The organism is Aquamicrobium defluvii (assembly GCF_004363725.1).
GTDB classification, from domain to species: domain Bacteria; phylum Pseudomonadota; class Alphaproteobacteria; order Rhizobiales; family Rhizobiaceae; genus Mesorhizobium; species Mesorhizobium defluvii.
The window spans coordinates 69,221-95,891 of record NZ_SNZF01000015.1 but is presented as its reverse complement, the minus strand read 5'-3'; the positions used below and the strand labels follow the sequence as shown (position 1 = coordinate 95,891).

Below are 26,671 nucleotides of genomic sequence, written 5' to 3'. Positions count from 1 at the left end.
ATGGGCGGTAGCAGCAAGCAGACATCGACCAGCACGGCGGAGCCCTACAAGGCTTCAAAGCCGCTCCTGGATCAGGGCATGGGCGATGCGCTCAAGCTCTACAAGGATGGCAATCTCGTCCAGCCGAACACCATGTCCACGGTCGTTCCCTACGCCGAGCAGACGATGCAGGGCATGGGCGACTTGACGAACATTGCGCAGAACAACATGGGCGGGCAGGGGCTCTCCGGCCAGCTTCAGGGCATCATCAACAGCGGCGGCTACAATCAGGAGCAGCAGACGGCGCTTGACGGCATCCGAAGCACTGCGACCGGCCAGTTCAACATCAATGAGGACCCCGGCTTCCAGCAGGTCCTCGACAAGACGCAGAACGCCGTCAACCAGAACGCGGCGGGGTTGGGGCGCTATGGTTCCGGCACCCATACCGGCGTGATGACGCAGGAACTGGGCGACCTCGGCGCAAGGCAGTACCAGCAGTATCAGGCGCGCAAGGACGCAGCCCAGCAGCAGCTATTCAATGCCGGCCAACAGGGCCAGCAGAACCTCAGCAGCGCCTACGAAACGGCGCAAGACCCGGCAAAGACGCTCATGGGCGTCGGCGGCATGTATGAAGATTTGTACGGGCGCACGCTGAATGACCAGCTTCGGATTGCGAACGAAACACAGAACGCGCCGCTCGCCAATATCCAGAGCCTTTTAGCCGTTGCCAACGGCGGCGGGCAATACGGCACCAACACGCAGACGGCGCAGGGGCCAAGCAATACTCTTTCAAACATTGCCGGTGCGGGCCTCGGGGCTATGAGCATGGGCACCAGTGGCGGAGGTAAACTCTGATGGGCGGTTCATCCAAGAAGAAAACCACCAGCGAGCCGGAACCTAAGGACATTTCCAACGCGGCTATCAGGCCGATGACGGAAGTACCGGCAGCAATGCCCGGCCAGCTTGACGCGCTTTCGCAGCAGCTTGCCATGGGTTACGGGCAGCAGCCTTCCGATCTGCTCAGCCTTATGAACCAGTATTATCAGCCGATGATGCTGCCTGATTATGGGCCGAATGCGGGGCCTGTCGCGCCTTCCGACAAGTCGTCTGGCGGCACTGGTACGGCAAACGCCCATGGCTTCACGCCGACCGTGCAGTCAAATTACGAGACGCTTCAACAACTGTCGCGGCAGATGCGGAATGGAGGTGCGTAATGGCACAGTTCTCCCAACCTCCCGGCAATCAGGGGGGTGGCTTTCTCCAGCAGCTTCTTGCGCCCGAGGTGGCCATGCCCATGGCGGCGGCTCTCATGGGCAATCAGGGCAACGCGGCCAATTTCGGCAACGCCTTCGGTGCCTATGGGCAGGCGTCGGCGCAGATGGCCGGCAAGAACAAGACGCTGGAATATTTCCGCCAGAATGCACCGGAGTTTGCCGCCATGGTCGAGGCCGGCATGCCGGTGAACGAGGCGTGGGGCACGTACACCAAGCAGCGCTACGCGCAGCAGGCCGATCCGTACAAGGTTGCTGGTGGCCAGATTTTCGACACGCGCAATCAGTCGTGGCTATCCCCGCCGAGTGACCCGAATGCACCGCCTGAGACTGGGCTGAACATGAATTTGATGCAGGATGAGAATGGCAATCTCATCTACGTGCAGCCCACAAAAGACGGTCGAGCCGTCCAGACCCAGACGCCGGAAGGGTATCGGCCTGTTTCTCCATACGATAAGGCCCTCGGCGCCAGTAGCGGTGCAGCGGTGGGCAAGGGCCAAGGCGAGGCGATGGTTTCCTACCGCAGCATGATGAGCAAGCTGCCGGGGCTTGAGGCGACCATTGGGGAGCTTAACAAGCTTGCCGACGAGGCCACCTATACCAACGCCGGTCAGCTATATGACTATGGCCGCACCCAGCTTGGGTACGAGCCTCGCGATGCTGCCGTAGCCAGAACAAAATACATCGCCACGGTAGATAACCAGATATTGCCATTGCTTCGCGATACTTTCGGGGCGCAGTTCACCGTCGAGGAAGGGAAGGCGTTGCGCGCCACCTTGGGCGACCCGAACAAGACGCCAAAGGAAAAGAAGGAAGTCCTTGACGCCTTCATTGCGCAGAAGCGGCGCGACGTCGAGGCGCTGGCCTTGCAGTCGATGGGCAGCCCCTCGCAAGGCTCCCTACCGGCACCGCAAGGCGGTCAACCGCAGGGCGGCTGGTCTGACATGGGCGGCGGCGTTAAAATAAGGAGAAAGTAATGACCTTTCCGGCAATCGACCCGAACTCTGGCGCAACTCGTCGCGTTGGCACTCTTGTGGGAAGCCTATGGCTGGAACCAGATGGCGTTTATCGCATCGATGGGCGGGTGATCCCAGTTGGACACGATGCCGCTCTCGGCGTTGATAACGGCCAGCTTGTCTCGGCTATCCATGACAGCAAGGACAATGGCGTAAGCCTCTGCGGGAGTGTGCTGGGTGCTCACATACCAGAATGAATATTGAAACTGGTGCCAACGCCCGAGGCTTTTGATCGCGTTGTGGACAGCTTCATAATTCTGCCCCGGCGGCAGCAAGTCGTACGCGATGAAAAGGTTGAATGCCATTTTCCCCTCCCTTGCATCCCCGCCAGCATCATTGAATCTTTCCGCCCCGGAGTCGAGCCATGGCACTGTTTGAAATCCAAGGCTCTGACGGCGCGGTCTATGAGGTAGACGCGCCAGACGAGCAAAGCGCATTGCAGGGCTATCAGCGTATGATGGCAGGTCAGCAGCCGCAATCCGAAGCCTATGCGCAGGCTGCATCCGATATGTCGGCCATGACGCGAGAACTTGGGGAAAGGCCCGATGATATCGACATCAGGAACCCTGATCGAGTGTCCTACGACCAGTTGCCCGGGTGGCAGAAGCCGATTGTGGCGGCTGGCGATACCCTTCAATTGTTCGCCAATGGCGCGACCTTCGGATATGGCGACAAGGCGGTTGCGGGCGCGCGCTCGCTGTTCACGGGGCAGTCGTATGATGATGAACTGAAAGATGCCCGCGCCTTGACGCAACAGGCCCGCAATCGGGCGGGCAGCGCCGCCACGGGAGCAGAGATTGCCGGCGCGGTTGCCGTCCCCCTCAAGGCGGCGAGCAAGGGAGCCACGCTGGCGGGCCGATTTGGCACGGCAGGAATGACCGGGGCAAAAGGCCTCGCAGCCAGAACAGCCCTGATGGGCGCTGAAGGTGCAGGTTACGGCGGCTTGACGGCTGCTGGCAACGATCAGGACATTGGCACAGGAACAGCCATTGGCGCGGCAGGCGGCGTCCTCGGCAATCTGGCCGGTGAAGCGATCAGCGCTGGCGTCAGCAAGGTTGCAAGCGCATTCAATCCGAAGGTGCCGCAGCCTACCGTTGCCGAAATCAAGGCGGCGGGAGGCGCAGCCTTCAATCGGGCCGACAAGGCCGGCGTCGTTTTCAACCGGGAGGCAGTAGGCCAACTACAGCGGAATATCATAGACGATCTGAGGGACTTGGCCTTTCATCCTCAGAATGAGCCTGGCGCTGTAGCGGCATTGAACACGCTGCGCCGTATAGGGCAGGGCAATGTTACGATGAAGGACCTGCATGCCGTCCGCAGGATGGCGCAAAATGGCTATATTCCCGGAAACAACTCGAACAATGCCGCCATCGGCAAGATTGTCGAGCGCATTGACGAACTCATCAATGCAGCCGATCCGGCTTCCGTTCTGATGTCCACCGGCAACCCGAAGGCGGCAGCAGCGGCTTTCAATGAAGGGAAAAAGCACTGGCATCGCGCTATGAAGCTGGAGACGGTCGAGAAGGCAATTCTGAGGGGCGAGCAGAACGCGGCGGCGCAGGTCAGTGGAGACGTTGGCCGCACAACCATGGGACAATTGAAGCGCGTCCTTCAAAGCGAGGCAAAGACGCGCGGCTTTACGCAGGCCGAAATGAAGGCGCTCGGGTCGGCGGCTGGCTATTCCATGGGCCAGAGAGCCGCACATGCAGTTGGCGGCTTGTTCCCGCGCGGACGATTGCTTTCCAGCATCCACGGCGCGCTGGCTCTTGGTACTGGCGGCGCATCAATCCCCATGCAGGCGGCTGGGGCGGCTGTCGGGTATGGCGCTCAGAAAACCGCAGAGATGATCGCGAGGAAGTCTGTCTCGGAACTGACCAACCTAATCGCGAATGGCGGCGTTCCGGCCCCGGTGATGAAGAATGCGATTCAGCTTCTTTCCGAGGCGAAACGCCAAGGACTTGCGCGCGCTCTCAGCGCTATCGCCGTCAACCAAGGGAATAGACGGTACAATCAGCCAGACCATCAGGAACAGCCATAACGCGACGAACGGGATATTGCGCCAGTCGTAATGCTCTCCCGGTCCCATGCGATAATAGGTCATGGAAACGAAGGCGATGATCAGGCTGAGGGCGAGAGTAAGTCGGGCCGACCAGATGGCGACCCAGATCGGGCGGCGGAACTCATCCGGGTCATGCTCGATATAGTCGCGGGGCGGTTCGTTCATGGGCGGATCATATCCGAAGGCGAAGGAGAATTGAAGATGAGCAGCGCCGAAGGGTTTTGGAACGCGACTAATGTTGAGACTGTCCGCCTTCAGCCAGTTCGCGCCACCGTGGCGCAAACGGCTATTGGCGACGGCTGGGCTCCATTGGAAGACTTACGTCCGGTGCCTTGCGAACGCCGTACTGTCTTCTCTGTTGCCGTGTCGCGGTGCCGTCGAACAGAAATCCTGGCAGTGGATCGGTTAACTGATATCGGAAGGGGGCCTTCAGGTCGTTGTGGAGCTGGTGGCGAACTGACTTTATCGGAAGCACGTAAACTGGCTTTCGTTGCCCTATCGACGGGTTTCCGATCCACTGCAAGACGGCTAGCGGCTCGCCTTCGTGCTCTATCCCTGTGATGACAGATAGCTTCCCGTCCACGAACACACCAACGAAAACAGGTATCGCGCCCAAATCCCCCTCCCACATCCCACCGTATCAAAGCAGGGGATAGAGGGAGAGTCGAGAGGGGCAGCATAACAGGGGAGGCTTCGGCCTCCCTTTTTAGTTAACCCAGAAGACGCGCGTGGAAAGATAGCACCAATGGCCGCGGTCAATGGAAAAGTTGCAGGTTCTAAAACTGAGCTTGAAACCAGCGCTTACCATGCAAGCATCAAGGTACTGGTCCATCTTCTCTTTCGGAATGGATGTCTCAAGCGACCTCATCTGGCATTTTCCGAACGATTGCTTGGGGTCTTTGTTCAGAAAGGCGAGGGCAGCGATTGCCAAAAAAAACAGAGCGACAGCAAGCACGAGTGCATATGCAAACAAGCGCACGATGGCTCTCATTCGCACGCCTCGATAAACTTTTCCGGGCCAACCCAGAACTCGCCGTCTGATTGGGATATTTCAACCGGCTCCGATCCATCGTCGGGGAACCCTATACGAATGCCGGTGCCGGTCCCGGCACTGCCGGTTTCATAGTGGGTGGTTGTCTGCCCTTCTTTGATGAAGAACGTAAAGCCCTCGTCAGTAAGAACCCGAGCCCCGGGCGGCTTCTCGGCACTTGTGTACGTGTCGCAGGCAACGGCGAACGCCGATGACCACGCGAGCGCCAATGCGGCAATGATTGCTGTCTTCATGAGCCCTCCGAATGCTCATCTTATCATGCGGTGACTCTTAATGGCAAAATTGAAATCAGCCGGATACTACGAGTCTTTGCTGTCGAACCCGAACGTGCAGCGCGGCTTGGCAACGATCCGTTATACGGAGGGTACGGCCCGCCGCGCTAACCCGTATGCTGTCGGCTTCGGCTTTGCTCCGATCAAAGACCTTTCATGGCATCCAGGCACCAGCCATGCATTTAGCACCAAGAGCGGCAAGAAAAGCCGAACTACGGCGGCAGGTGCTTATCAATTCCTGTCCAAGACATGGAATGGCGTCGCGGGAAAACTCGGGCTCAAGGACTTCTCGAAGAAAAATCAGGATATTGCGGCGCTTGCGCTCATCGACCAGCGCAACGGCTTGCAATCTCTTTTGGCCGGAGACGTGCGGGGGTTTGTCAATGCTGTGGGCAAAGAGTGGGCTTCACTCCCCTCCGCTCCGAAAGAGTATGACCAGCCGACGAAATCATGGCGAGATGTCGAGCGGGCTTGGTCCCTTGCCATGCCGCCCCTTCCTCCCCAACGCTTCCAGCCCATAGCCGCTGCTCCGGTAGCCCCAACCGCCCAGAACATGCAGACGGCTATGAACCTCGCCAACATACCGGCGCGAGGCCAGATGCCGTCCGTCCCACAGACGTTCTCAGCCCCATTGGGGCAGGTAGAGCGCGCGGCACTGCCGGATATACCGGCAACCCCGCTATCGCGCCCTGTGTCGCCCACGCCGCCCGCTGCGCTCGCTTCTGTCAACGCGCCTGCACCATCGCGCGGATTTGGCCTCGTCTCGTCGGCCCAAGCCGCTCCCATGCCGTCCATTCCAGCCGCGGCACTTGGTGTAGGACAGATCACGCCGCCGTCCTTTGCCTCGGCACAGATGACGGCACCCGCCACCGCAGCGCCCGAGCAAAGGCTTGGAGTGCCTTCCGTTCCGTCGATGCCTTCGCGTCCGGTCACGCCCACGCCAGCGGCGGCCTTGGCGGCGATGAACAAGCCCGCATTTGAAGCCCCGCCATCCGCGCTCACCGCACCCAATGCGCTTGGCGTCCCACAGGAACTTGCGCCGCCCAACAGCGTCATGCCGACATTTGTGCCGGCCCAGCCTGTCGCGCCACCGGTTACGCCTGTCGCGCCCCCCGCTATCCCCTCGGTGCCCAAGACGCCGACGCAGCGAGTTGCCGAGGCTCACATGGCATCGTCTTTCCCGAGCGCGCCGCGTGCCACGGCCATGGACGTTTACAACGGGCTGGCAACGCAAGGCGTGGCGAATGACGGCTCCATCGTCAGTCGTGACCAGTTCGGCAACACCAGCGTCACCAACCAGTATGGCGTGACCACCACCACCAATCCGCGCGGGATGCAGTCCACCTCGCGCGGCGTTCCCTCGGTTCCGTCCGCGCCTTCAGCCCCCGGCATCGCAGGGCCGCTTGGCAATTCAGGCATCCAGACACAGCCCAGCGGCGGTATGTTCGGCATCCAGCCGGCCAAGACCGAAACCGGGAACATCGCGCGCGGCGTCGTCGGCTCCATGGCCGGGAGCGCCATCGGATCGGCTGCGGGGCCCATCGGCTCTATCATCGGTGCGGCAATCGGGCGCTCGATTGCGCAGGGTCGGAACCCGCTCGACGCGATCACCGGCAACAGGTCGGGCATGATGTCGTTCAACACGCCTGCCTTCGGGAAGATCAACGCCTATGCGCCCCAGACTGGTGGAGCATTCGGCACATTCCCCGGCGCGCCTACGGGCGTCAAGGGCGCGCTTGGCGGTAAGCAATCCAATCGCGACGGCAAGAGCATGGCCGGCATCTCGCCCGGTGCCGCAGCGGCAATCGGCAAAGGCGTTGGCGGTCTTTACTAGACCCATTCCCAGCATTCGCGGCGTACGATAGCTGTGACGTGCTGGTGGCTGATGCCATACAACTTGGCAAGTTTACGTTGCGAGACAGAACCGAAAAGCGCGCGGATTTCTAACACTTGTGATACCTCCAGCTTCGCCATTGGGGATTTTTGGCCTCGGTTTGAAGTGCCGTGAACGACTTTATCTTCGCCGTTTTCCTTAGCTGTCTTCCAGGACAGGTGATGCGGGTTGACGCACCCTAAATGACCTTTGCCGCAAGAGTGTGCGGCATGATAGGCGGGGTCAGGCGGTGTACCATGGGCGCGCTCGCACACGACACGAGAGGCACGCCTTGGCCGTCCGCCAACGTTCATCTGAGCGCGACCGTCCGCAAAGCGGCCGTATGGCCAGATTAGGCAATCGTCCCCTGAATAGGGGAGTGCGACTTGCTCGATAAAGCGGAGCGGTTCGCCATTGGGGGTTCTGCCTGCCTGCGGGGCACCATAGCGCCGCCATCGCGAGTAATGCTTCAAACAATAGCCATGCCCATGTCTGGGCTTGCCGCAATCTGGAATCAAACATACACGACGGGTAGCCATTTCGACCTCTCATCAGGTTGGCTTGGTTAGAACCCGCTTGAGCGTTGGCGCGCTCGGCGGGTTCGCCCTTTCTAGCAAAAAACTCACTGGAATCAAAGACTAGAGTGGCTTTCGCCGCTCTTTTTCTGCGTGCAGAAGGGAAGTTAAATGAGCGGAATCTTAGAATACTCGACCACCCCAGCGTCAAATACGACCATCAATGGCATCGGCATCTCCGGTTCCAGTTCGATCAAGTATGGTGACGATGCGATCCGGCAGTTCATGGCGGACGTGCGATCTGCGGTCACCAAGTCATCGGACAAGGCTGCCGGGACGCACATGGCGACCAAGGCCGACCACAACCAGCTTTGGCGCGTGACCGGGAATGCGACGATCAACCTGACCGCTGCCGCCACGCTCACCGCCGGATGGGGGCTGTGGGTTATGGCCGATGGCGGGACGGTAACTATCGACCCGGCGAGTTCCGAGCAGATCAACGGCGCTGCCACGCTCACAATTCAGGACGGTGCGGCGGCATTCGTCGTCTGCACGGCAACAGGCTTTCGAGCCCTTCCCATCGGCACTGGCGACATGCAGTCCGCGACGTGGGCATCGCAGATCACGGCGTCGTTGAAATATGCCGGGGCCATCGGCGCATCGGAAGACCTCGATACCTACACCACGCCCGGCGTCTATGTGCAGAACCAGAGCGCGGGGGCGTCTGGCGGAACGAACTATCCCGTCGCAAACGCCGGCATGCTGGAAGTCCTCGACGGCGGAGGCGCTACCAACGTGCAGACGGTGCAGCGTTATACCGAATACAGTCAGCCGCCGGTGACCTGGCAGCGGATGAGGCGAAATAGCGGAAACTGGTCTGCGTGGCTCAATCTGTCGGAATGGTCGGCCGAAACCGTCTCTCAGTCCGAGGCGGAAGCCGGAACCTCAACAACGCGCAGGGCGTGGACTGCGCAAAGGGTTGCGCAGGCGATCGCTGCACTTACCCCGCCGCCGCCGCCGCCTGAAGTGGGGCTCTACACCGGCAGCGCTCGCGATCAGACTGATTTCCCAGTCGGGCATATTGTTGGCGTTTTCGAAAACGCCAGCTTGAATAGAAACCAGTCTGCAACCGTACGTTTGCCGAATGACCCGGCAGACCCTGCGCTACCGGGGTATACGACTTCGGGCACCGGAACCGCTTTAGCTGGAACTTGGCGTTCGCGAGGGCGAGTGGGAACCGGGGCTAGCGCAGGCACTATTTTTCAAAGGGTGGCGTGATCATGGAACTACACAACCTCATTTCCGTCACCGCCACATCTGAGCCGGACGTTTATTCGGTCGTGGTGGACCTCACTGACGCCAACAACGAACGCTATGAGGCTGAGCATATCAGCCGTGCAAGCGATCCGTATGGCCTCGGGCCGAATGTCCGCGCCGCTGTTGATCAATGGATCGCGGACGGCAAGCCAGTGCTGCCCTATACTGCCCCTCCAACTCTCGCCCCCGACCGGGTAACCGCCCGCCAGTTCAAGCTCCAGCTTCTCTCTGACGGTTTGCTCGATCAGGTCGAAGGCTGGATCGCCACGCAGTCGCAGGCGGTCCAGATCGCCTATGCGAACAGCGGCACCTTCGTCCGCGACGAGCCGATGATGCAGGCAGGCTTTGCCGCGCTTGGGTTCACGACAGAGCAGATCGACGCGTTTTTCACGGCGGCTGACAAGCTCTAACCGCCTCTCCCACATCTGAAAGGAACTGACATGACGAACGTGCCAAACGGTGCGGGCGACCGTTATCACGTGTACCGCCCGCTTCTCGACCTCATCGGGCTGTCCGAAGGCACCGACAAGGCCCGAGGCTACAACGAGACGCTGGCCTATGGTGCCTACACTGGCGGCCCGGTGGATCTGGTCAAGATGACGCTCAAGCAGGTCGATGACTTGCAGGGCAAGATGCTGGCTCACCCGAAAAACAAGTGGAATTCCTCGGCAGTCGGCCGCTACCAGATCGTGCGCACCACGCGCCGAACGATCCAGCAGGCCCTCAGCATCCCAGCAACGGCGCTGTTCGACCGCGACATGCAAGACCGCATGGCCTGTTATCTGCTGGGCGGGCGCGGTATCGATAAATGGCTGTCTGGCCGCCTCTCTCTGGAAACGCTGCTCGACAACCTTGCGCGCGAATGGGCATCGCTGCCGACCTCCAAGGGCAAGGGCTATTACAGCGGCCAGAATGCATCCGTCTCGATCATGCAGGTGACGGCGGCTCTCTCCGAGGTCAAGCGCCGGCATGAGGCGGGGCAGCCCAAGATTGAGGTGCCCGTCGAGGTCGAAAAGCCAGTGGTCCCCGAGACCGTCGAAACCAAGGTGAAAAAGGAAACCGGGCTATGGGGCTGGCTGACTACAGGTGCGGGCACGGTGGGCGGTGTGATCGCATGGCTCCGTGACAGCCAGGTGTCGGACATTGCCGCATTTGGGGGCGTGGCGGTCGTCGGGCTGCTCATACTGACTTTCCTCGGGCCAAGGTTGGCGGCGTCCATCCGTAAGATCAGGGAGGAACTGGCGTAATGGATGGTCAATCTTTCGGGAAGGCGATGGCAGGCGTAGCTATGATGGCCGGGTTTGGCATCGCATGTGCCTTGCTGATCTGGTTTTTCGCAACTCCGGCCCTGCTGATCGGAGGCCTTCATCTCGTTACCAGGCTGGCGTCTGGTGAATGGTATCAGGCTCACGATTTCTGGACGCTCTACAGCCGCATCCTGACGGTCTGGCTCGCCATTCACATGACAATCTGGCTTGTCATCTGGTGGCTGGATCGGCGCAAGGAAAAGAAGCGTGAGGCCAAACACGCGGATTTCATGCGCCTGCGCAAGCTGTTCTACCGCGACAATGAAGTTTGCCTCGATAGCTACGAGACGCTGAAGCGCCGGGCTGGAGAGCTTTGATGCTGTCCTTCCTGCTCTCTCCCCTCGGTCGCGTGCTGCTTGGCCTTCTGTTCGTGGCCGGACTTCTCACCGCCGCATGGTTCGATGGGTACACATCGGGCCTAAAGGCCGAGCGGCAGGCCGTCCTCACCAGATCAATCGACGTGCTGCGCGAAAGGACAAAGGTCGATGACCAGATACGCGACATGGATGCTGCTGGCCTGTGTGCCGCTCTTGGCGGCGTGCCAGACGAGTGCGCCGGCCTCGGTATGTGATGGGTGGAGACCACCACCGAAGGCCAACGACCCGGTGAGCCTCGTCCAGCGCGAGGAAGCAATCGCCCGGTATCTCGTATCGACTGACACATTCGGAAAGCGGCAGGGGTGCTGGTAGTGGAAAAGGCGAATGAGATGGATAGCGATCTGCGCAGCCGCGTGGTGAGTGTGGAGCATCGGGGGGCATCCCACGAACAGCGATTATCCGCCTTGGAAGCTTGGCAGCGCCAGCGTGACATTGATTCGGCCCGTCATGACGAAAAGTGGAACGCCATGGAGGCGCGTATCGACACACGGTTCTCCGGTCTGGAAAGTTCCGTGGGCGACATCAAGTCGGCCCTTTCCCGGATCAACTGGCTGATTATAGGCGGGATTATCGCCGGGGTGGTGGGGTTTCTGATCAGGGGCGGGTTTGCCCCGTAGGTTCGGTGAACCTAAGGGGAACTATGTGCACCACTGCTAAGTGATTGATCGGATGGTGGGCGTACCAAGGATCGAACTTGGGACCCCTTCGATGTCAACGAAGTGCTCTCCCGCTGAGCTATACGCCCATCCGATGGCGGGCTTACATCATTTTTGTTTCGGCCCGTCAATAGCGCGGGACGGAAATTTTGATCGTCTCACGCCGCCTGCAACATCTTTTCCACCTCGTTGACGAGGTCGCGCAGATGGAACGGCTTCGACAGCACCTTTGCGTCGCGCGGAGCCTTGGAATCGGGATTGAGAGCCACCGCCGCAAAGCCGGTGATGAACATCACCTTGAGGTCGGGATCGATCTCGGTAGCGCGGCGTGCCAGCTCGATGCCATCCATCTCGGGCATGACGATGTCGGTCAGCAGGAGCGAGAAGGGTTCTTCGCGCAGACGCTCATAGGCGCTTGCACCATTGTCGAAATCGCTCACCTGATGGCCGGCGCGCTCCAGCGCCTTGACCAGGAAGCGGCGCATATCGTCATCATCTTCCGCCAGCAGAATGCGTGCCATACTATCCCGTCCGAATCACCAACTCGGCCGGCTCATGCCAAGCCCGTTATCCGGATTGTATAAGAGTCCGGGGCGGTAAAGATCAAGTGAAGACAGACAGGCCCGCTCCTTCGGGATGTGTGTCGCGAAACGCTGGACTCGCTCCCCGGCGGATGGCAGTTTCATGAGAATGAAAGCGCAGTCTCCAAAGGTTCATCGAAATTGACGACAGCGGCCGAAGATTTTTCGGTTGTCCCCGCCTTCGAGGTGCGGTCCGCCGCAGAGCAGCGCGTGCCGTTCGTTTTCAGCTCGCCGCACAGCGGGCGCTACTATCCCGAACGGTTCCTTGCCATGAGCCGGCTGGACGGACGCGACGTGCGCCGCTCCGAGGACTGCTATGTGGACGAGTTGTTCGGAGGCTGCGTGTCTCTTGGCGCGCCGCTGCTGGCGGCCAATTTTCCGCGCGCCTATCTCGACGCCAACCGCGAGCCATGGGAACTCGACCCGCGCATGTTCGCGGAGCCGGTGCCACCCTACTGCAATATCCGCTCGGCACGGGTGGCCGGCGGGCTGGGCACGGTGCCCAGGCTCGTGGGAGAGGGCTTCGACATCTACGCCGGCCGTTTGCCGCTGGCCGAGGCGGTGACGCGGATCGAGAAGGTCTACAAGCCCTACCATGAGACATTGAAGCGGCTGCTCTCGCAAACCCGCGCCGGATTCGGCTTCGCCATACTGGTCGACTGCCATTCCATGCCGGCCGGAGTCCGGGTGAGCGACAGCGGGCTGCGGCCGGATTTCATCATCGGCGACCGTTTCGGAACCTCCGCGGCCTCGTCACTCAGCGCCACGGCAATCGACCTGCTTTGCGCCATGGGGTACACCGTCGCGCACAACAAGCCCTATGCGGGCGGCTTCATCACCGAGTATTACGGGCGGCCGCCACGCAAGGTTCACGCCTTGCAGATCGAGATCAATCGCGGCCTCTATATGAACGAGCGCACACTTGAAAAGACGGCCGGCTTCGACGCCCTCGCCGAAGACATAACGCGGTTTTGCGCGGACCTCATGGCCCTCAGCGATCATCATTTCCGGGCTCCTCCTCTGGCGGCAGAGTAAGGTGTTCTGTACCCCCATGACTTTGACGCATGCCTTGCTATAACAAGGATCGGGCCCGCCTCATCGACCAGGAGACCAAATTGCACATTTCACCCGAATTTCTTCGGCGGGTCGCCGGGGTTGCCGCGGCCGAGACCCTTCCGCGCTTCCGTACCCAGGGCGCTGTCGACAACAAGGAGGCGGCTGGATTCGACCCGGTGACGGAGGCCGACCAGCAGGCGGAGCTTGCGATCCGCCGCCTTATCAATGAGGAGTTCCCGGACCACGGCATTCTGGGCGAGGAGCATGGCAGCGAAAACCTTTCCAGCCGCCATGTGTGGGTGATCGACCCGATCGACGGCACCCGCGCCTTCATTTCCGGCTTGCCGGTGTGGGGCACGCTGGTGGGGCTGACCGTCGACGGCGATGCGGTGGCGGGAATGATGTCCCAGCCTTTTACCGGCGAGCTGTTCTATGCCGATGGCACGGGCTCCCGCTACGACGGGCCGGGAGGCTCCCGCCAGCTTGCGACCCGCAAGACGGTCAACCTTTCCGACGCGATCGCGTTCACCACGACGCCGGCCCTCTTCAAGGGCGACATGCGAAAACGCTACGACAGCTTCGAAAGCAAGGTGAAACTGGCCCGCTATGGCGTCGACTGCTACGCCTTCGCCATGCTGGCGGCCGGCTCGGTCGACGTCGTCATGGATCCGGGGCTGAAGCCATACGACATCGTGGCGCTGATCCCGATCATCGAACAGGCGGGTGGCGTGGTCACCACCTTCGAGGGCGGGCCGGCCGAAAACGGCGGCGACATTCTGGCTGCCGCCACGCCGCAATTGCACGAGGCCGCCATGGCTGCATTGCGAGGCTGAGCGGGTCAGGCAGCGGTGAAGATATCTTCCTCGTTGCCGGGCACGAAGGCATCGAACGCGGCCAGGAACTGTTCGCGGTAGAAGTCCGCTTCCTGAAGGATTTCGTGGCGGGCGCCATCGATGGTGAGCAGCGAAGACAGCCGCAGATGCCGTGTGAAATGCGCTATGGCGCGGGTGGAGACGATCCTGTCGGCCCCGGCGGCGACGATCAGCGTGGGAATGCGCATGTTTGCCATGAACTGCGGGTCCCCGATCTTGAGAACCGCTTTGCTCGCTTCGCGCAGCCAGCGCACGGTCGGGCCCTTGAGCGCCAGTTGCGGGTGCGTGTCATAGACGGAGGTGTTGCGCCGGAATCGCACCGGATCCGAAGTCAGATCGCTGATTCCGAACGGCGCCGCGCCTTTCTGGCCGCTGCTTCTGACATACATGCGGCCGAGCCCCACGAGCATCAACGCCGTGGTCATCAGGCGGATCGTCTTCATCGAATAGCGCTGGTCGGGAATGCCGAGGAAGGGCGTGAGCAGCACCATGCGCTGAACGCGGTTGACCAGCGCGGGCGAGGCCAGCAGGGCGATCAGCGCGCCGGTGGAATGGGCGAGGATGTAATAGGGACCGCGGCAATCGGGCAGCACGATCTGCCTGAAGAATATTTCCAGATCGTCGGTGTAGTCGCGGAAGCTTTTCACATAGCCGCGCCGCGGATCGCGGATCAGCCGGTCGGAAGCGCCCTGTCCGCGCAGATCGAAAGTTGCCGTGCCGAGGCCCCGGGCAGACAGGTCGCCAATCGTCTCGAAATATTTCTCGATGCACTCGTTGCGGCCCTGCAGCAGGATCACCGTGCCTTTTTCCGGTCGCCCGGACGGTGCGAAACGGGCATAGCGAATCTGCCTGCCGTCGCGCGTGCGAAAGAAGCCTCCGACGGCATTGTCGGGAAGCGGGTTATCGCTGGTTTGGAAAAAATGCTCTGTCATCCGGCCGCCGGGCTGCGCTGCGGTTTCGCCAAGGTGATAGGTAGCGTCGGCGCATATTGCAAAGGAAATCGGGCGCAATTGCCGGGAGGTGGAGCCGGAAGCCGCCTCAGACGACTTCCGGCCACTGGTCGGTGCAGGTGAAAGGGACGTTGCACCCGCACCGGCTCCGGTCTGGCATCCGCGCCGTTCCATCGCAGGGAAAGGAATAGAGGCTTCCACCTGAACGAGTTTTGAGCGTGATGTTCATCCGGCGTTCATCTGCCGTTTGGCGGGTCTTGAAACCGTTCCGGAAGGCACCCAAATGTACCTTGCGGTCGCCGATGTCGGGGCCGCGGCTCAGGAAGCGCCCGGTCAGGGCTTCCAAAGGGTCACAACGCAAACCTTGTTGCTCGACAGGAGAACACACCATGCGTCACGTCGATTTTTCCCCCCTCTATCGCTCGACCGTAGGATTCGACCGCCTGTTCACCATGCTGGATTCGCTCGGTCAGCCCGAAGGCGGCCAGTCCTATCCGCCCTACAACATCGAAAAGACCGGTGAGGATGCCTATCGCATTTCCATGGCGGTGGCCGGTTTCGCGGAAGACGAGATTTCCATCGAGGCACACCGCAATGTGCTGACTGTCAAGGGTGAGCGCAACGAAGAGGCACAAAGCGACGGCTCGGAGCTGCTTTATCGCGGCATCGCATCGCGCGCCTTCGAGCGCCGCTTCCAGCTTGCCGACCACGTCGATGTCGTCGGTGCGGCCCTTAAGAACGGGCTGCTGCACATCGACCTGAAGCGCAACATTCCCGAGGAGCTGAAGCCGCGCAAGATCGCGATTGCTTCGGTGAGCGCCGACAAGGCCCGGCAGATCGAGGCCAAGACCGTCAACTGATCTTCTCTCACTCCTCCCGAGGGAGAGGCGGCGCGGGGAAACCCGCGCCGCTTTTGCATTTGCGGCGGGTCAGCGGACCAGGTCGGCCAGTCGGTCTATGTCCTGGCTTTGTGTGGCGAAGCTGGTGACGAAACGGTAGATTTTTTCGCCCTCTCCCAATTGCCCGGTAAAGTCTCGCGGTGCCGGCCACTGGTGGAAGGTCGCGCCGGCGGCCTGCAATCTCCCGGCCAGTTCGTCGCCGAATATGGCGAAAACCTCGTTGGCCTGCGGCTGCCATGCAAGGCGCGCGGTAAGGGCCGCGTCGATGGCCCCTGCAAGGCGGGTGGCCATGGCATTGGAGTGACGGGCGTTCTCCAGCCACAGGTCGTCCTCGAAATAGGCGTCGAACTGAGCGGCGACGAAACGCGATTTGGAAAAAAGCTGCCCGGCACGCTTGCGCAGGAACGCCATCTCGCGCGCCAGATCGAGGTCGAACAACACGACCGCCTCGGCGCACCAGCAACCATTCTTGGTGCCGCCGAACGACACCACATCGACGCCGCGTTTCCACGTCATTTCCGCCGGGGTGCATCCCAGGGCAACCAGCGCATTGGCGAAGCGCGCGCCATCCATATGCAGCGGCATCGAGCGGCTTGCGGCGATGGCGGAAATCGCCTCGATATCTTCCAGCGAATAGAGGGTGCCGATCTCCGTCGACTGGGTGATCGATAGGGCGGCCGGGCGTCCGGAATGCACGGATTCGGGAAAGAAGCCGCCGAGAGACCGCTCCAGCGCGGCCGGATCGATGCGGCCAAGCGCGCCTTCGATGCCGAGCAGGCGTCCGCCGCCGGAAAGATATTCCACTGCCCCGCATTCATCTTCCATGATGTGCGATTCGCGGTGGCAGAAGGAGATGCCGCCGGGTTTGCCATAGAGGGCCAGCGACAGCGCATTTGCCGCTGTCCCCGTCGCAACGAAGAAGACCGCCGCTTCGCGTCCGAAGATTTCGCTGAATTTTTCATAGACGGCCTTGTCGAGTTCGCCATCGCCATAGGCCGTGCTGAAGCCACCGGCGGAGCCCGACAGACGGGAGGCAATGGCGGGGTGGGCGCCTGCCCAGTTGTCGGAAGCGAAGAACATTTGCGGCTCCGTTGCTGATGGTTTCCGGCGCGCAATTGATCCCTTTCGGCTGCCGCTTGCAAGGCGCCGGAAGACCGGAACGGACCGTGATGCCCGTCAAAAGGCCCGAATGCACGCAAGGATCGACTGAAAGTTTCCGTTTCTTGCGAGCTTCCGCAACTTTCTATCCAAAAGAGTGAATTTTTTTCATGAATCGGTCTTGTGCGCTTTTTTGATTTCTGCCATAGAAATTTAGGACAGCAATGCTGTCTTATTTATCCGCGCAAGGCAGTCCGGATCGGAGTATAGTGCGGTCGTCGATCCGACTGGTGGCGCAAGCGGCTTTTCCCGCCTGCCGGCGGGGCATGAAGAGTTATCGCCAGCGGTTAAGCATACCCAACCGGGAGCCGGATGCTCCCCAGGCAAACAGACGCCTCTCCGGCGCGAAAATGGAGGACGACAGCGATGACGCAAGTGACGCCATCTGTGACGACGGATTTCAGGCCGGCCGCACAGACCGGGGCGGCCACCACGAAACGCATCGCTAACCGAGGCATTCCTCCTTCTGCACAGGGCCTCTACGACCCACGCAACGAACACGATGCCTGCGGTGTCGGCTTCATCGCCAATATGAAAGGCGTGAAGTCGCACCAGATCGTCCGGGACGGCCTGTTCATGCTGGAAAACCTGACCCATCGCGGCGCGGTGGGTGCCGATCCGCTGGTCGGCGACGGTGCCGGCGTGCTCGTGCAGATTCCCGACCGTTTCTTTCGCGAGGAAATGGCGGCGCAGGGCGTCGAGCTGCCGTCGCCCGGCCACTACGGCGTCGGCCACTGGTTCATGCCTCAGGACGGGGCCGCGCGTGCCCATGTAAACGATGTGATCGTGGAATCGGCGCAGTCCGAAGGCTTCACCATTCTGGGCTTCCGCGCGGTTCCCGTCGACAATTCGTCGCTCTCCCGGGCGCCGGAGATCGTCGCCGCCGAGCCCTTCCACATGCAGGTCTTCTTCGACCGCCCGTCGGACGCCGGCGACGATGACGAGTATGAGCGCCGTCTCTATATCCTGCGCAAGGTGATTTCCGGCCGCATCTATGCCGAGAATGAGAATCGCGACGTCGGCTCCTATTGCGTGTCGCTGTCGTCGCGCACCATCGTCTACAAGGGCATGTTCCTCGCCAATCAGGTGGGCGCCTATTACCGGGACCTTCTCGATCCGCGTTTCGAATCGGCGCTGATCCTCGTTCACCAGCGGTTTTCGACCAACACCTTCCCGTCGTGGAAGCTGGCGCATCCCTACCGCATGGTCGCGCACAATGGCGAGATCAACACGGTGCGCGGCAACAACAACTGGATGGCGGCGCGCCAGGCGTCGGTGGACAGCGAGCTGTTCGGCAACGACATCTCGAAGCTGTGGCCGATCTCCTACGAGGGCCAGTCCGATACGGCCTGCTTCGACAACGCGCTCGAATTCCTGTTCCAGGGCGGCTACAGCCTCGCCCATGCGATGATGATGCTGATCCCGGAAGCCTGGGCCGGCAACAAGCTGATGAGCGAGGAGCGCAAGGCGTTCTACGAATATCATGCCGCGCTCATGGAGCCGTGGGACGGCCCGGCCGCCGTCGTGTTCACCGACGGGCGCCAGATCGGCGCGACGCTGGACCGCAACGGGTTGCGGCCGGCGCGCTATATCGTCACCGACGACGACCGGGTGATCCTCGCGTCCGAGGCCGGTGTGCTGCCGGTGCCGGTAGAGCATGTCGTCACCAAGTGGCGGCTGCAACCGGGGCGCATGCTGCTGATCGACCTCGAAAAGGGTCGCATCGTCTCCGACGAGGAAATCAAGACCGAGATCGCCACGAAGCACCCCTATGGCAAGTGGCTGGCGAACACGCAGCTCATCCTGGAAGACCTCAATCCGGTCGAGCCGCGCGCGCTGCGCAAGGATGTGTCGCTGCTCGACCGTCAGCAGGCTTTCGGCTACAGCCAGGAAGACCTGAAGCTGCTGATGTCGCCCATGGCGACGACCGGACAGGAAGCCGTGGGTTCGATGGGTACCGACACGCCGATTTCGGCCATGTCGGACAAGCCGAAGCTGCTCTACAACTATTTCAAGCAGAACTTCGCGCAGGTCACCAACCCGCCGATCGATCCGATCCGCGAGGAACTGGTGATGAGCCTCGTTTCCTTCATCGGGCCGCGGCCGAACATCTTCGATCTTGTCGGTTCCTCGCGCCGCAAGCGGCTCGAGGTGCGCCAGCCCATCCTCACCAATGCGGACCTCGAAAAGATCCGCTCCATCGGCCATACCGAGGAACGCTTCGACACCAAGACCATCGACATCACCTATTCGGTGACGGAAGGTGCCGAGGGCATGCCGGCGGCCATCGAGCGGCTGTGCGAGCGCGCCGAGGCGGCGGTGGCCGGCGGCTACAACATCATCATCCTTTCCGACCGCCAGATCGGGCCGGACCGCATCGACATCCCGACCCTGCTGGCCACGGCGGCGGTGCATCATCACCTGATCCGCAAGGGGCTGCGCACCTCGGTGGGCCTCGTGGTGGAATCGGGCGAGCCGCGCGAGATCCATCATTTCTGCTGCCTTGCCGGCTACGGCGCCGAGGCGATCAACCCCTACCTCGCCTTCGACACGCTGGTCGACATGCACGCCAGGGGCCAGTTCCCGCCGGAAGTGGACCCGCAGGAACTGGTGACGCGCTATATCAAGTCGATAGGCAAGGGCATTCTCAAGGTCATGTCCAAGATGGGCATCTCGACCTACCAGTCCTATTGCGGCGCGCAGATTTTCGACGCCATCGGGCTGCAATCCGGGTTTGTCGACAAATACTTCACCGGCACGGCGACACTGGTCGAGGGCGTTGGGCTTGAGCATATCGCAGCCGAGACGGTCGCGCGCCACGCTTCCGCCTTCGGCGACGATCCGGTGCTGCGCCGGGCGCTCGAAGTGGGTGGCGAGTACATGTTCCGCATGCGCGGCGAGGCCCACGCCTGGACGCCGGATGCGGTGGCGACCCTGCAGCACGCGGTGCGGCAGGGATCGGCCGAGACCTTCAGGGCGTTCTCCGAACAGATGAACGACGCCACAGCCAATGCCCACGCCATTCGCGGCCTGTTCAGGATCAGGACGGCCGAGGAAGTCGGCCGCAAGAAGGCAAGGCTGGACGATGTGATGCCGGCGTCGGAGATCGTCAGGCGCTTTTCCACCGGTGCGATGTCGTTCGGTTCGATCTCAAGGGAGGCGCATACCACGTTGGCCATCGCCATGAACCGTATCGGTGGCAAGTCGAACACCGGAGAGGGCGGCGAGGAGCCGGATCGCTACCTGCCGCTGCCGGGCGGCGGGGCCAATCCCGAGCGCTCGGCGATCAAGCAGATCGCCTCCGGCCGCTTCGGGGTGACGACCGAATATCTCGTCAATTCGGACATGATGCAGATCAAGGTCGCGCAAGGGGCCAAACCCGGCGAGGGCGGGCAGCTTCCCGGCCACAAGGTCGATGCGACCATCGCCAAGACGCGGCATTCGACGCCGGGCGTCGGCCTGATTTCGCCGCCGCCACACCATGACATCTACTCCATCGAGGATCTGGCGCAGCTCATCTACGACCTGAAGAACGTCAATCCGCGCGCCGATGTCTCGGTCAAGCTGGTGTCGGAAGTGGGCGTCGGCACGGTCGCGGCCGGTGTCGCCAAGGCGCGCGCCGATCACATCACCGTCTCCGGCTACGATGGCGGCACGGGCGCTTCGCCGCTCACCTCGCTGAAGCATGCCGGCAGCCCGTGGGAACTGGGCCTCGCCGAAACGCACCAGACGCTGGTGCTGAACGGCCTGCGCAGCCGCGTTGCTCTTCAAGTGGACGGCGGTCTGCGCACCGGCCGCGACGTCATCGTCGGTGCGCTTCTGGGGGCCGACGAGTTCGGCTTCGCTACCGCGCCGCTGATCGCGGCAGGCTGCATCATGATGCGCAAATGCCATCTCAACACCTGCCCGGTGGGCGTGGCGACGCAGGATCCGGTTCTGCGCAAGCGCTTCAAGGGCACGCCCGAGCATGTCATCAACTACTTCTTCTATGTGGCCGAGGAGGTGCGCGAGCTGCTGGCGGAAATGGGCTTCACCCATCTCGACCAGATCATCGGCAACACGGACCTGCTGGAGAAGCGCGCCCTCATCGACCACTGGAAGGCCAGGGGGCTCGATTTCTCGCGCCTGTTCCACAAGCCGGATGCGCCGGCCGAGAAGACGCACTGGACCGAGCGCCAGAAGCATCCGATCGACGATGTGCTCGACCGCAGGCTGATCGAGCTTGCCGGGCCGGCGCTGGAGGCGCAGCAGGCGGTGAGGATCGAGGTTCCGATCCGCAATGTCGACCGCTCCGCTGGCGCGATGCTGTCCGGCGAGGTGGTGCGCCGCTTCGGCCACAAGGGGCTAAGGCCGGATACGATCTCCGTCACGCTGACGGGAACCGCCGGCCAGTCCTTCGCAGCCTTCCTGTCGCGGGGCGTGTCGTTCGAGCTGATCGGCGACGGCAACGATTATGTCGGCAAGGGTCTGTCGGGCGGCCGCATCGTCATCCGCCCGCCGCAGGACGCGAGGATCGTGGCCGCGGAATCCATCATCGCGGGCAACACGGTCCTGTACGGGGCCATCGAGGGCGAAGCCTATTTCGCCGGCGTGGCGGGCGAGCGTTTCGCGGTGCGCAATTCCGGCGCCGTCGCCGTTGTCGAGGGCGTGGGCGACCATGGCTGCGAATACATGACCGGCGGTGTGGTCGTGGTGCTCGGACGCACGGGGCGCAATTTCGCGGCCGGCATGTCGGGCGGCGTCGCCTATGTGCTCGACGAGGAAGGCGATTTCGCGCAACGCTGCAACATGGCCATGGTCGAGCTGGAACCGGTGCCGGAAGAGGACGACATGCTCGAAAAGCTGCACCATCATGGCGGCGACATCGACCACAAGGGCAGGGTGGACGTCTCCGGCGACATGACCAGCCATGACGAGGAGCGGCTCTACCAGCTCATCCTCAACCATGTGCATTACACGGGTTCGCAGCGCGGCCGCGCCATTCTCGACGACTGGGCGAGCTACCGGCCGAAATTCCGCAAGGTGATGCCGGTCGAGTACCGGCGCGCCCTGCAGGAGATGGAGCGGGCCCGCATGAATGTGGCGGCGGAATGAGCGGGTCGCTCTTCCTGTACGGCGTTCCGCCGGATCTCAAACCGGAAGCGCGTTCGCGCTAGCTGCGGAGCTGCATGGATGTGGCTCCCGAACCGCCGGAGCGCGTGCGCGCCCGGAACCGTCAGCACCCGAACGGACGGCCCGCAAGCCATGCGCCTGCGTGCCGCACGAAAAGGTCAAGGAACCATAATGGGCAAGGTAACAGGTTTTCTGGAAATCGACCGGCAGGTCCACAAGTACCAGCCGGCTTCCGATCGCATCCGCCATTTTCGCGAGTTCACGCTGCCCATGTCGGACAGCGAGGTGGAAAAGCAGGCCGCGCGCTGCATGGATTGCGGTATTCCCTACTGCCACGGGCCGACCGGCTGCCCGGTGCACAACCAGATTCCGGACTGGAACGACCTCGTCTACAATGGCGAGTGGGAAACGGCGATCCGCAATCTGCACTCCACCAACAATTTTCCCGAGTTCACGGGCCGCATCTGCCCCGCGCCGTGCGAGGAAGCCTGCACGCTGAACCTCGAGGACATTCCCGTCGCCATCAAGACGGTGGAGCAGGCGCTGGCCGACAAGGCTTACGAGATCGGCTACATACGGCCCTATCCGCCGCTGATGAAGACCGGCAAGCGCGTCGCCATCATCGGCTCGGGCCCGGCCGGCATGGCGGCCGCCCAGCAGCTCGGCCGTGCCGGCCACGAGGTGCATGTCTACGAGCGCGAAAGCCGCCCCGGCGGGCTGATGCGCTACGGCATCCCGGATTTCAAGATCGAGAAGCACTTCATCGACCGGCGTATCGAGCAGATGCAGGGCGAGGGCGTGACGTTCTTCTGCGGCGTCAACATCGGTGTCGACAAGAGCGTCGAAAGCCTGCTGTCCGGTTATGACGCCGTGCTGTACTGCGGCGGTTCCGAAACGCCGCGCGCCGCCGGCATTCCCGGCGCCGACCTCGACGGCGTGCACGACGCCATGCCCTATCTGGTGCAGCAGAACCGCCGCGTCGGCGGTGAAGACATCCAGTCGGTGGCATGGGCAGCGCCGGAAATCCGCGCCAACGGGCAGCATGTCGTGGTGGTCGGCGGCGGCGATACAGCTTCCGACTGCGTTGGTACGGCCTTCCGGCAGGGAGCGGTGCGCGTGACCCAGCTCGACATTCGCCCCCAGCCGCCCGAGAAGGAAGACAAGCTTTCGGTATGGCCTTACTGGGCCACCAAGATGCGCACTTCCTCGTCGCAGGCGGAAGGGGCGAAGCGCGAGTTTCAGGTGGCGACTCTGGAATTCATGGGTGAGGACGGCAAGCTCATCGGCGTGAAGTGCTGCGAAGTGGACGAGAGGCGCAAGCCGATTGCCGGCAAGGAATTTATCATCCGCGCCGACCTCGCCTTCATCGCCATCGGCTTTGCGGGTCCGTTCCGGCAAGGTGTCCTGTCGGAGCTCGACGGGCGCATGAAGACGATGATCGACAACCGCCGCTCCACCAATGTCGCGGCCAGCGAGCGCGACTACCGCACCAGCATCGACGGGCTGTTCGCGGCCGGGGACGCGCGGCGCGGCCAGTCGCTGGTGGTGTGGGCGATCCGCGAGGGACGTCAGGCGGCGCGCGCCATCGACGAGGCGCTGATGGGGGCGTCGCTGCTGCCACGGTAAAAGCGGCCCGCCAATGCGCGCCGGTCAGTTTTCGCGTGCTACCGAGCCCGTCGTGTCCTTTCCGGGAGCCGCGGCGGCCTTGCGCTGCGGCGGCCAGGCGAAATCGTCGGCCCGGCCGGGAGAGGCGGTGACGGGTTGCGGTTTGTCCTGCGCTTTCCCGGTCTCGCTGGCCAGCACCGGCAGCGAGGCGCCGAGCAATTCCGTGCCGCCATCCAGCGCCGGATCGCTGAGCAGCATGGGCGGCGTGCGGTCGATGCTGGCCGGCGCCCGCGGCGCATCGGCAGAGCCGGGTTCGGGGACCAGCGGAGCGGGTACGGCCGTCGTTGCATTGGGTGAGGCAAGGCCGAGCAGCTTGAGGAGCGGCTTTTCGGTGTAGAACGCCACCTTTCGCTTGCCGGCGCGCGTCATGTTGATGCCATCCTCGGCACGCAGGGTTACCGGCTGGCCGTTGATGTCGGGGCCTCTGGAGATGAAAGCGCCGTTCTCGTCGACGAAGCCTTCCCAGATGTCCACGAATTCGCCCCCGGCGCTTTCGGCCGCATCGCGGTAGATCTCGTTCAGGGCGAGCATGTCCGAGGTCATGCTGCCCGGCCGGAAGGAGGGCATTCCGACCCACAGGAACGGCAGCTTCGCCTCGGAGAAGTGCTTTCCGAAGTTCACCGTGCGTTTCTTGTATTCCTGCGTCCAGCCTTCCGTTCGCGGCGCTTCGCGGGCATCGCCGACCTTCATCTGCTGGCGGTCGTTGGAGCCCATCATGATCAGGACGACGGCCGGCTTTTCCGCTTCCAGCATGGGGCCGATCTCGCCCGGCCAGTTGTAGTAGTCGTCACGGACGAAACCGGAGGAGCCGTTCGAGCGGTCCACCACGCGCACGGCAGGGTTTTCGGCGAAAACGGTCGTCAGCCCATCGGCGAGGCCGCTCGCCATGAAATCGCCGACGACCAGCACCACGCGTGCATCCGCCGCTTTCTCAACGACAGTCACCGGCGGCGAAGCCGGTTCGGCCGGCCTGCTGCGCACCGTGGTTTTCTTGCGCGGAGCGGTCGCCTTAGGCTGCCTTTTCTGGGGAACGTTTGCCGGAGGCTCGACACGCTCGGCGCGGCGGGGGGAAAACAGGTTGCGCAGCCATGGCCGCAATTGCAGGTCCTGCGCGAATGCCGGCGAGACCTGCAATATTGCGCCTGCGCCAAAGGCCAGCACGATGATGCCCGCAAAAGCGGGCTTCACGATCCGTCGGACCCTTTGCATCGTTGGCACAGCCAAGCCGACCTCTCCTTGCGGCCTTTCCCAGGGAAAGCGCCGGTTGCAAAACGACGCCCGGTGAGCAGGTGGTCGCTACTGCTTGCGCCGCAGCCGCGACAGCACTTCCATGCTGGGATGGCCGTCCTGCTGCATGCCGGCCTGCGCCTGGAAGGCGATGATCGCCGCCCTCGAACCGGATCCGATCTTACCATCGAACTTGCCGGTATAGTAGCCGTACTGCGAAAGCCGCTGCTGCAACTCCTGGCGCTCGACGAAGCTGAGCTTGGTGAAGGGGCGGTTCCAGTCCCGCACCAGCCCGCCATAGCCGGCGATCTCGTCGGCGAGCAGACCGACAGCCAGGGCGTATTTGTCGGCATTGTTGTAGCGTTTGATCACCGAAAAATTCTTGATGACAAGGAAGGCCGGCCCCTGACGGCCATCCGGCACCTTCAGCTCGGCCTGTTGCGATCCGTCGGGGAAGGGTTTCCCGCTCGCGCGCCTGACGCCGATCGACGCCCACTTGTCGAGCGACATGGTGCCGCTCGGGAACTTGCGGCCCGGCGGCAGAACCACCTCGTAGCCCCAGGTCCGTCCGCTCTGCCAGCCATTCTTCGCCAGAAGATTGGCAGCGGTAGCCAGTGCGTCGGGTACCGAACTCCAGATGTCGCGCCTGCCGTTGCCGTCCATGTCGACCGCATAGGCCTGATAGGAGGTGGGAATGAACTGGGTGTGGCCCATCGCGCCGGCCCACGAGCCGGTAAGATGGCTTTCGTCGATGTCGCCGGTTTGCAGGATCTTCAGTGCCGCAATGAGCTGGGTGCGTGCAAATTTGGCGCGGCGCTGGTCGGCATAGCCCAGCGTGGCGAGCGAACGGACCACGGAGCGCATCACGTCGTCGCGCTTGAGGATTTCGCCGTAGTTGGATTCCATCGACCAGATGGCCAGCAGGACATGGCGGTCCACGCCGAAGCGCTTTTCGATGCGGTCGAGCCATGGCTTCCACTTTCGCGCCATCTCGCGTCCCGTCGCGACCGACTCGTCATGGACGCGATTGTCGAAATAGTCCCATGCCGGCGCCACGAACTCGGGCTGGTAGCGGGCCTTTTCGAGGACGACCGGGTCGATATCGGTGATCCCCCGGAAGGCCCGGTCGTAGACAGCGCCGGAAACGCCGTTCTGAACGGCGGTGTTGCGAAAATCGGAAACCCACTTGCGGAAGCCGGCATCGGCAAAAACTGATCCTGCCGGCAGCAGCAAGGCGATTGACAGGCTTGCCACGGTCAGGGCGCGCAGGAAGGGGCGAGCTTTGCGATCGGACATCTGGTTCTCCTGAGATCTGCCGGAAAGCCGAACCATTGCCGGAATTGGGTTAGGATTTAGTTTACCATAGGCGTCGCGTGGAACGAAAATATGCACAGGCAGTTTAAGCCAGGACCGCCTGAATTTAGCCATTCAGTATTCCTCAATGTCGGCATGTGATTG

At 62.3% G+C, this 26,671-nt stretch carries 24 protein-coding genes and 1 tRNA gene; 16 read left to right on the top strand and 9 right to left on the bottom strand.

The window, feature by feature from the left end:
* Genes DES43_RS13000 through DES43_RS12990 form a run of 3 tightly spaced genes read left to right on the top strand, consistent with a single transcriptional unit; the run spans position 1 to position 2,227 of the window.
* A complete protein-coding gene (locus DES43_RS13000) occupies positions 1 to 834 on the top strand; it encodes a hypothetical protein (RefSeq protein WP_133675481.1) in 834 nt (277 codons plus the stop codon).
* The gene (locus DES43_RS12995) at positions 834 to 1,193 is read left to right on the top strand and encodes a hypothetical protein (RefSeq protein WP_133675479.1); all 360 of its coding nucleotides are present in this window, start codon (positions 834 to 836) and stop codon (positions 1,191 to 1,193) included. The genes DES43_RS13000 and DES43_RS12995 overlap by 1 nt, the downstream gene beginning before the upstream one ends.
* A complete protein-coding gene (locus tag DES43_RS12990; protein WP_133675477.1) occupies positions 1,193 to 2,227 on the top strand; it encodes a hypothetical protein in 1,035 nt (344 codons plus the stop codon). The genes DES43_RS12995 and DES43_RS12990 overlap by 1 nt, the downstream gene beginning before the upstream one ends.
* A gap of 65 nt (positions 2,228 to 2,292) precedes the next feature.
* Here the strand turns inward: DES43_RS12990 and DES43_RS12985 are convergent, their stop codons facing one another.
* Positions 2,293 to 2,571, bottom strand: coding sequence for a hypothetical protein (locus tag DES43_RS12985; protein ID WP_133675475.1), 279 nt, complete (start codon positions 2,569 to 2,571; stop codon positions 2,293 to 2,295).
* A gap of 59 nt (positions 2,572 to 2,630) precedes the next feature.
* Between DES43_RS12985 and DES43_RS12980 the strand changes: the two genes are divergently transcribed.
* Entirely contained in the window at positions 2,631 to 4,304 is a 1,674-nt protein-coding gene (locus DES43_RS12980; protein ID WP_133675473.1) for a hypothetical protein, read from the top strand.
* 727 nt (positions 4,305 to 5,031) lie between these two features.
* Here DES43_RS12980 and DES43_RS12975 read toward each other — a convergent pair.
* Entirely contained in the window at positions 5,032 to 5,316 is a 285-nt protein-coding gene (locus DES43_RS12975; RefSeq protein ID WP_133675471.1) for a hypothetical protein, read from the bottom strand.
* The gene (locus tag DES43_RS12970; protein ID WP_133675469.1) at positions 5,313 to 5,609 is read right to left on the bottom strand and encodes a hypothetical protein; all 297 of its coding nucleotides are present in this window, start codon (positions 5,607 to 5,609) and stop codon (positions 5,313 to 5,315) included. Before DES43_RS12970 ends, DES43_RS12975 begins: the two co-directional genes overlap by 4 nt.
* Positions 5,610 to 6,432: 823 nt before the next feature.
* Between DES43_RS12970 and DES43_RS12965 the strand changes: the two genes are divergently transcribed.
* The 7 genes from DES43_RS12965 (at position 6,433) to DES43_RS12935 (ending at position 11,654) form a co-directional block, all read left to right on the top strand.
* A complete protein-coding gene (locus DES43_RS12965; protein WP_133675467.1) occupies positions 6,433 to 7,482 on the top strand; it encodes a hypothetical protein in 1,050 nt (349 codons plus the stop codon).
* 725 nt (positions 7,483 to 8,207) lie between these two features.
* Positions 8,208 to 9,314 carry a pyocin knob domain-containing protein gene (locus DES43_RS12960; RefSeq protein ID WP_133675465.1) on the top strand — a complete coding sequence of 369 codons (1,107 nt, stop codon included), beginning with the start codon at positions 8,208 to 8,210 and terminating at the stop codon, positions 9,312 to 9,314.
* A gap of 2 nt (positions 9,315 to 9,316) precedes the next feature.
* The gene (locus DES43_RS22915) at positions 9,317 to 9,763 is read left to right on the top strand and encodes a hypothetical protein (RefSeq protein ID WP_245514574.1); all 447 of its coding nucleotides are present in this window, start codon (positions 9,317 to 9,319) and stop codon (positions 9,761 to 9,763) included.
* 30 nt (positions 9,764 to 9,793) lie between these two features.
* Positions 9,794 to 10,600, top strand: a complete 807-nt coding sequence (locus DES43_RS12950; RefSeq protein WP_133675463.1) for a lysozyme family protein — start codon at positions 9,794 to 9,796, stop codon at positions 10,598 to 10,600.
* 26 nt (positions 10,601 to 10,626) lie between these two features.
* Positions 10,627 to 10,977 carry a hypothetical protein gene (locus DES43_RS12945; protein WP_133675460.1) on the top strand — a complete coding sequence of 117 codons (351 nt, stop codon included), beginning with the start codon at positions 10,627 to 10,629 and terminating at the stop codon, positions 10,975 to 10,977.
* Positions 10,977 to 11,231, top strand: a complete 255-nt coding sequence (locus DES43_RS12940; protein ID WP_133675458.1) for a hypothetical protein — start codon at positions 10,977 to 10,979, stop codon at positions 11,229 to 11,231. Before DES43_RS12945 ends, DES43_RS12940 begins: the two co-directional genes overlap by 1 nt.
* Before the next feature lie 135 nt (positions 11,232 to 11,366).
* Positions 11,367 to 11,654: a hypothetical protein gene (locus DES43_RS12935; RefSeq protein ID WP_133675456.1), complete on the top strand. Its 288-nt coding sequence runs from the start codon at positions 11,367 to 11,369 to the stop codon at positions 11,652 to 11,654.
* 53 nt (positions 11,655 to 11,707) lie between these two features.
* On the opposite strand, the gene DES43_RS12930 is transcribed toward DES43_RS12935, so the two are convergent.
* Positions 11,708 to 11,782, bottom strand: a tRNA-Val gene (locus DES43_RS12930).
* A 69-nt stretch (positions 11,783 to 11,851) separates the two neighbouring features.
* A complete protein-coding gene (gene cpdR / locus DES43_RS12925) occupies positions 11,852 to 12,214 on the bottom strand; it encodes a cell cycle two-component system response regulator CpdR (RefSeq protein WP_035024328.1) in 363 nt (120 codons plus the stop codon).
* 201 nt (positions 12,215 to 12,415) lie between these two features.
* Here cpdR and DES43_RS12920 point away from each other — a divergent pair, with 201 nt between their 5' ends.
* Together DES43_RS12920 and hisN are read left to right on the top strand one after the other, a co-directional pair.
* Positions 12,416 to 13,309, top strand: coding sequence for an N-formylglutamate amidohydrolase (locus tag DES43_RS12920; protein WP_035024327.1), 894 nt, complete (start codon positions 12,416 to 12,418; stop codon positions 13,307 to 13,309).
* 80 nt (positions 13,310 to 13,389) lie between these two features.
* Entirely contained in the window at positions 13,390 to 14,163 is a 774-nt protein-coding gene (gene hisN, locus DES43_RS12915) for a histidinol-phosphatase (protein ID WP_035024618.1), read from the top strand.
* A 5-nt stretch (positions 14,164 to 14,168) separates the two neighbouring features.
* Here hisN and DES43_RS12910 read toward each other — a convergent pair whose 3' ends face one another.
* Positions 14,169 to 15,134, bottom strand: a complete 966-nt coding sequence (locus DES43_RS12910; protein ID WP_035024616.1) for an alpha/beta fold hydrolase — start codon at positions 15,132 to 15,134, stop codon at positions 14,169 to 14,171.
* Between the two features lie 407 nt (positions 15,135 to 15,541).
* On the opposite strand from DES43_RS12910, the gene DES43_RS12905 reads away from it, so the two are divergent.
* Entirely contained in the window at positions 15,542 to 16,012 is a 471-nt protein-coding gene (locus DES43_RS12905) for an Hsp20 family protein (RefSeq protein WP_035024324.1), read from the top strand.
* A gap of 69 nt (positions 16,013 to 16,081) precedes the next feature.
* On the opposite strand, the gene DES43_RS12900 is transcribed toward DES43_RS12905, so the two are convergent.
* Positions 16,082 to 17,131, bottom strand: a complete 1,050-nt coding sequence (locus DES43_RS12900) for a threonine aldolase family protein (RefSeq protein WP_035024321.1) — start codon at positions 17,129 to 17,131, stop codon at positions 16,082 to 16,084.
* Positions 17,132 to 17,575: 444 nt separating this feature from the next.
* On the opposite strand from DES43_RS12900, the gene gltB reads away from it, so the two are divergent.
* Positions 17,576 to 22,303: a glutamate synthase large subunit gene (gene gltB / locus DES43_RS12895; protein WP_035024318.1), complete on the top strand. Its 4,728-nt coding sequence runs from the start codon at positions 17,576 to 17,578 to the stop codon at positions 22,301 to 22,303.
* Positions 22,304 to 22,492: 189 nt separating this feature from the next.
* Positions 22,493 to 23,947, top strand: coding sequence for a glutamate synthase subunit beta (locus DES43_RS12890; protein WP_035024315.1), 1,455 nt, complete (start codon positions 22,493 to 22,495; stop codon positions 23,945 to 23,947).
* A 24-nt stretch (positions 23,948 to 23,971) separates the two neighbouring features.
* Here the strand turns inward: DES43_RS12890 and DES43_RS12885 are convergent, their stop codons facing one another.
* Both DES43_RS12885 and DES43_RS12880 read right to left on the bottom strand, forming a co-directional pair.
* The gene (locus DES43_RS12885; protein ID WP_133675509.1) at positions 23,972 to 25,195 is read right to left on the bottom strand and encodes a DUF459 domain-containing protein; all 1,224 of its coding nucleotides are present in this window, start codon (positions 25,193 to 25,195) and stop codon (positions 23,972 to 23,974) included.
* 87 nt (positions 25,196 to 25,282) lie between these two features.
* On the bottom strand, positions 25,283 to 26,509 hold the full coding sequence (locus DES43_RS12880; RefSeq protein ID WP_035024310.1) for a lytic murein transglycosylase: 1,227 nt from the start codon (positions 26,507 to 26,509) through the stop codon (positions 25,283 to 25,285).
* Positions 26,510 to 26,671: the final 162 nt, after the last annotated feature.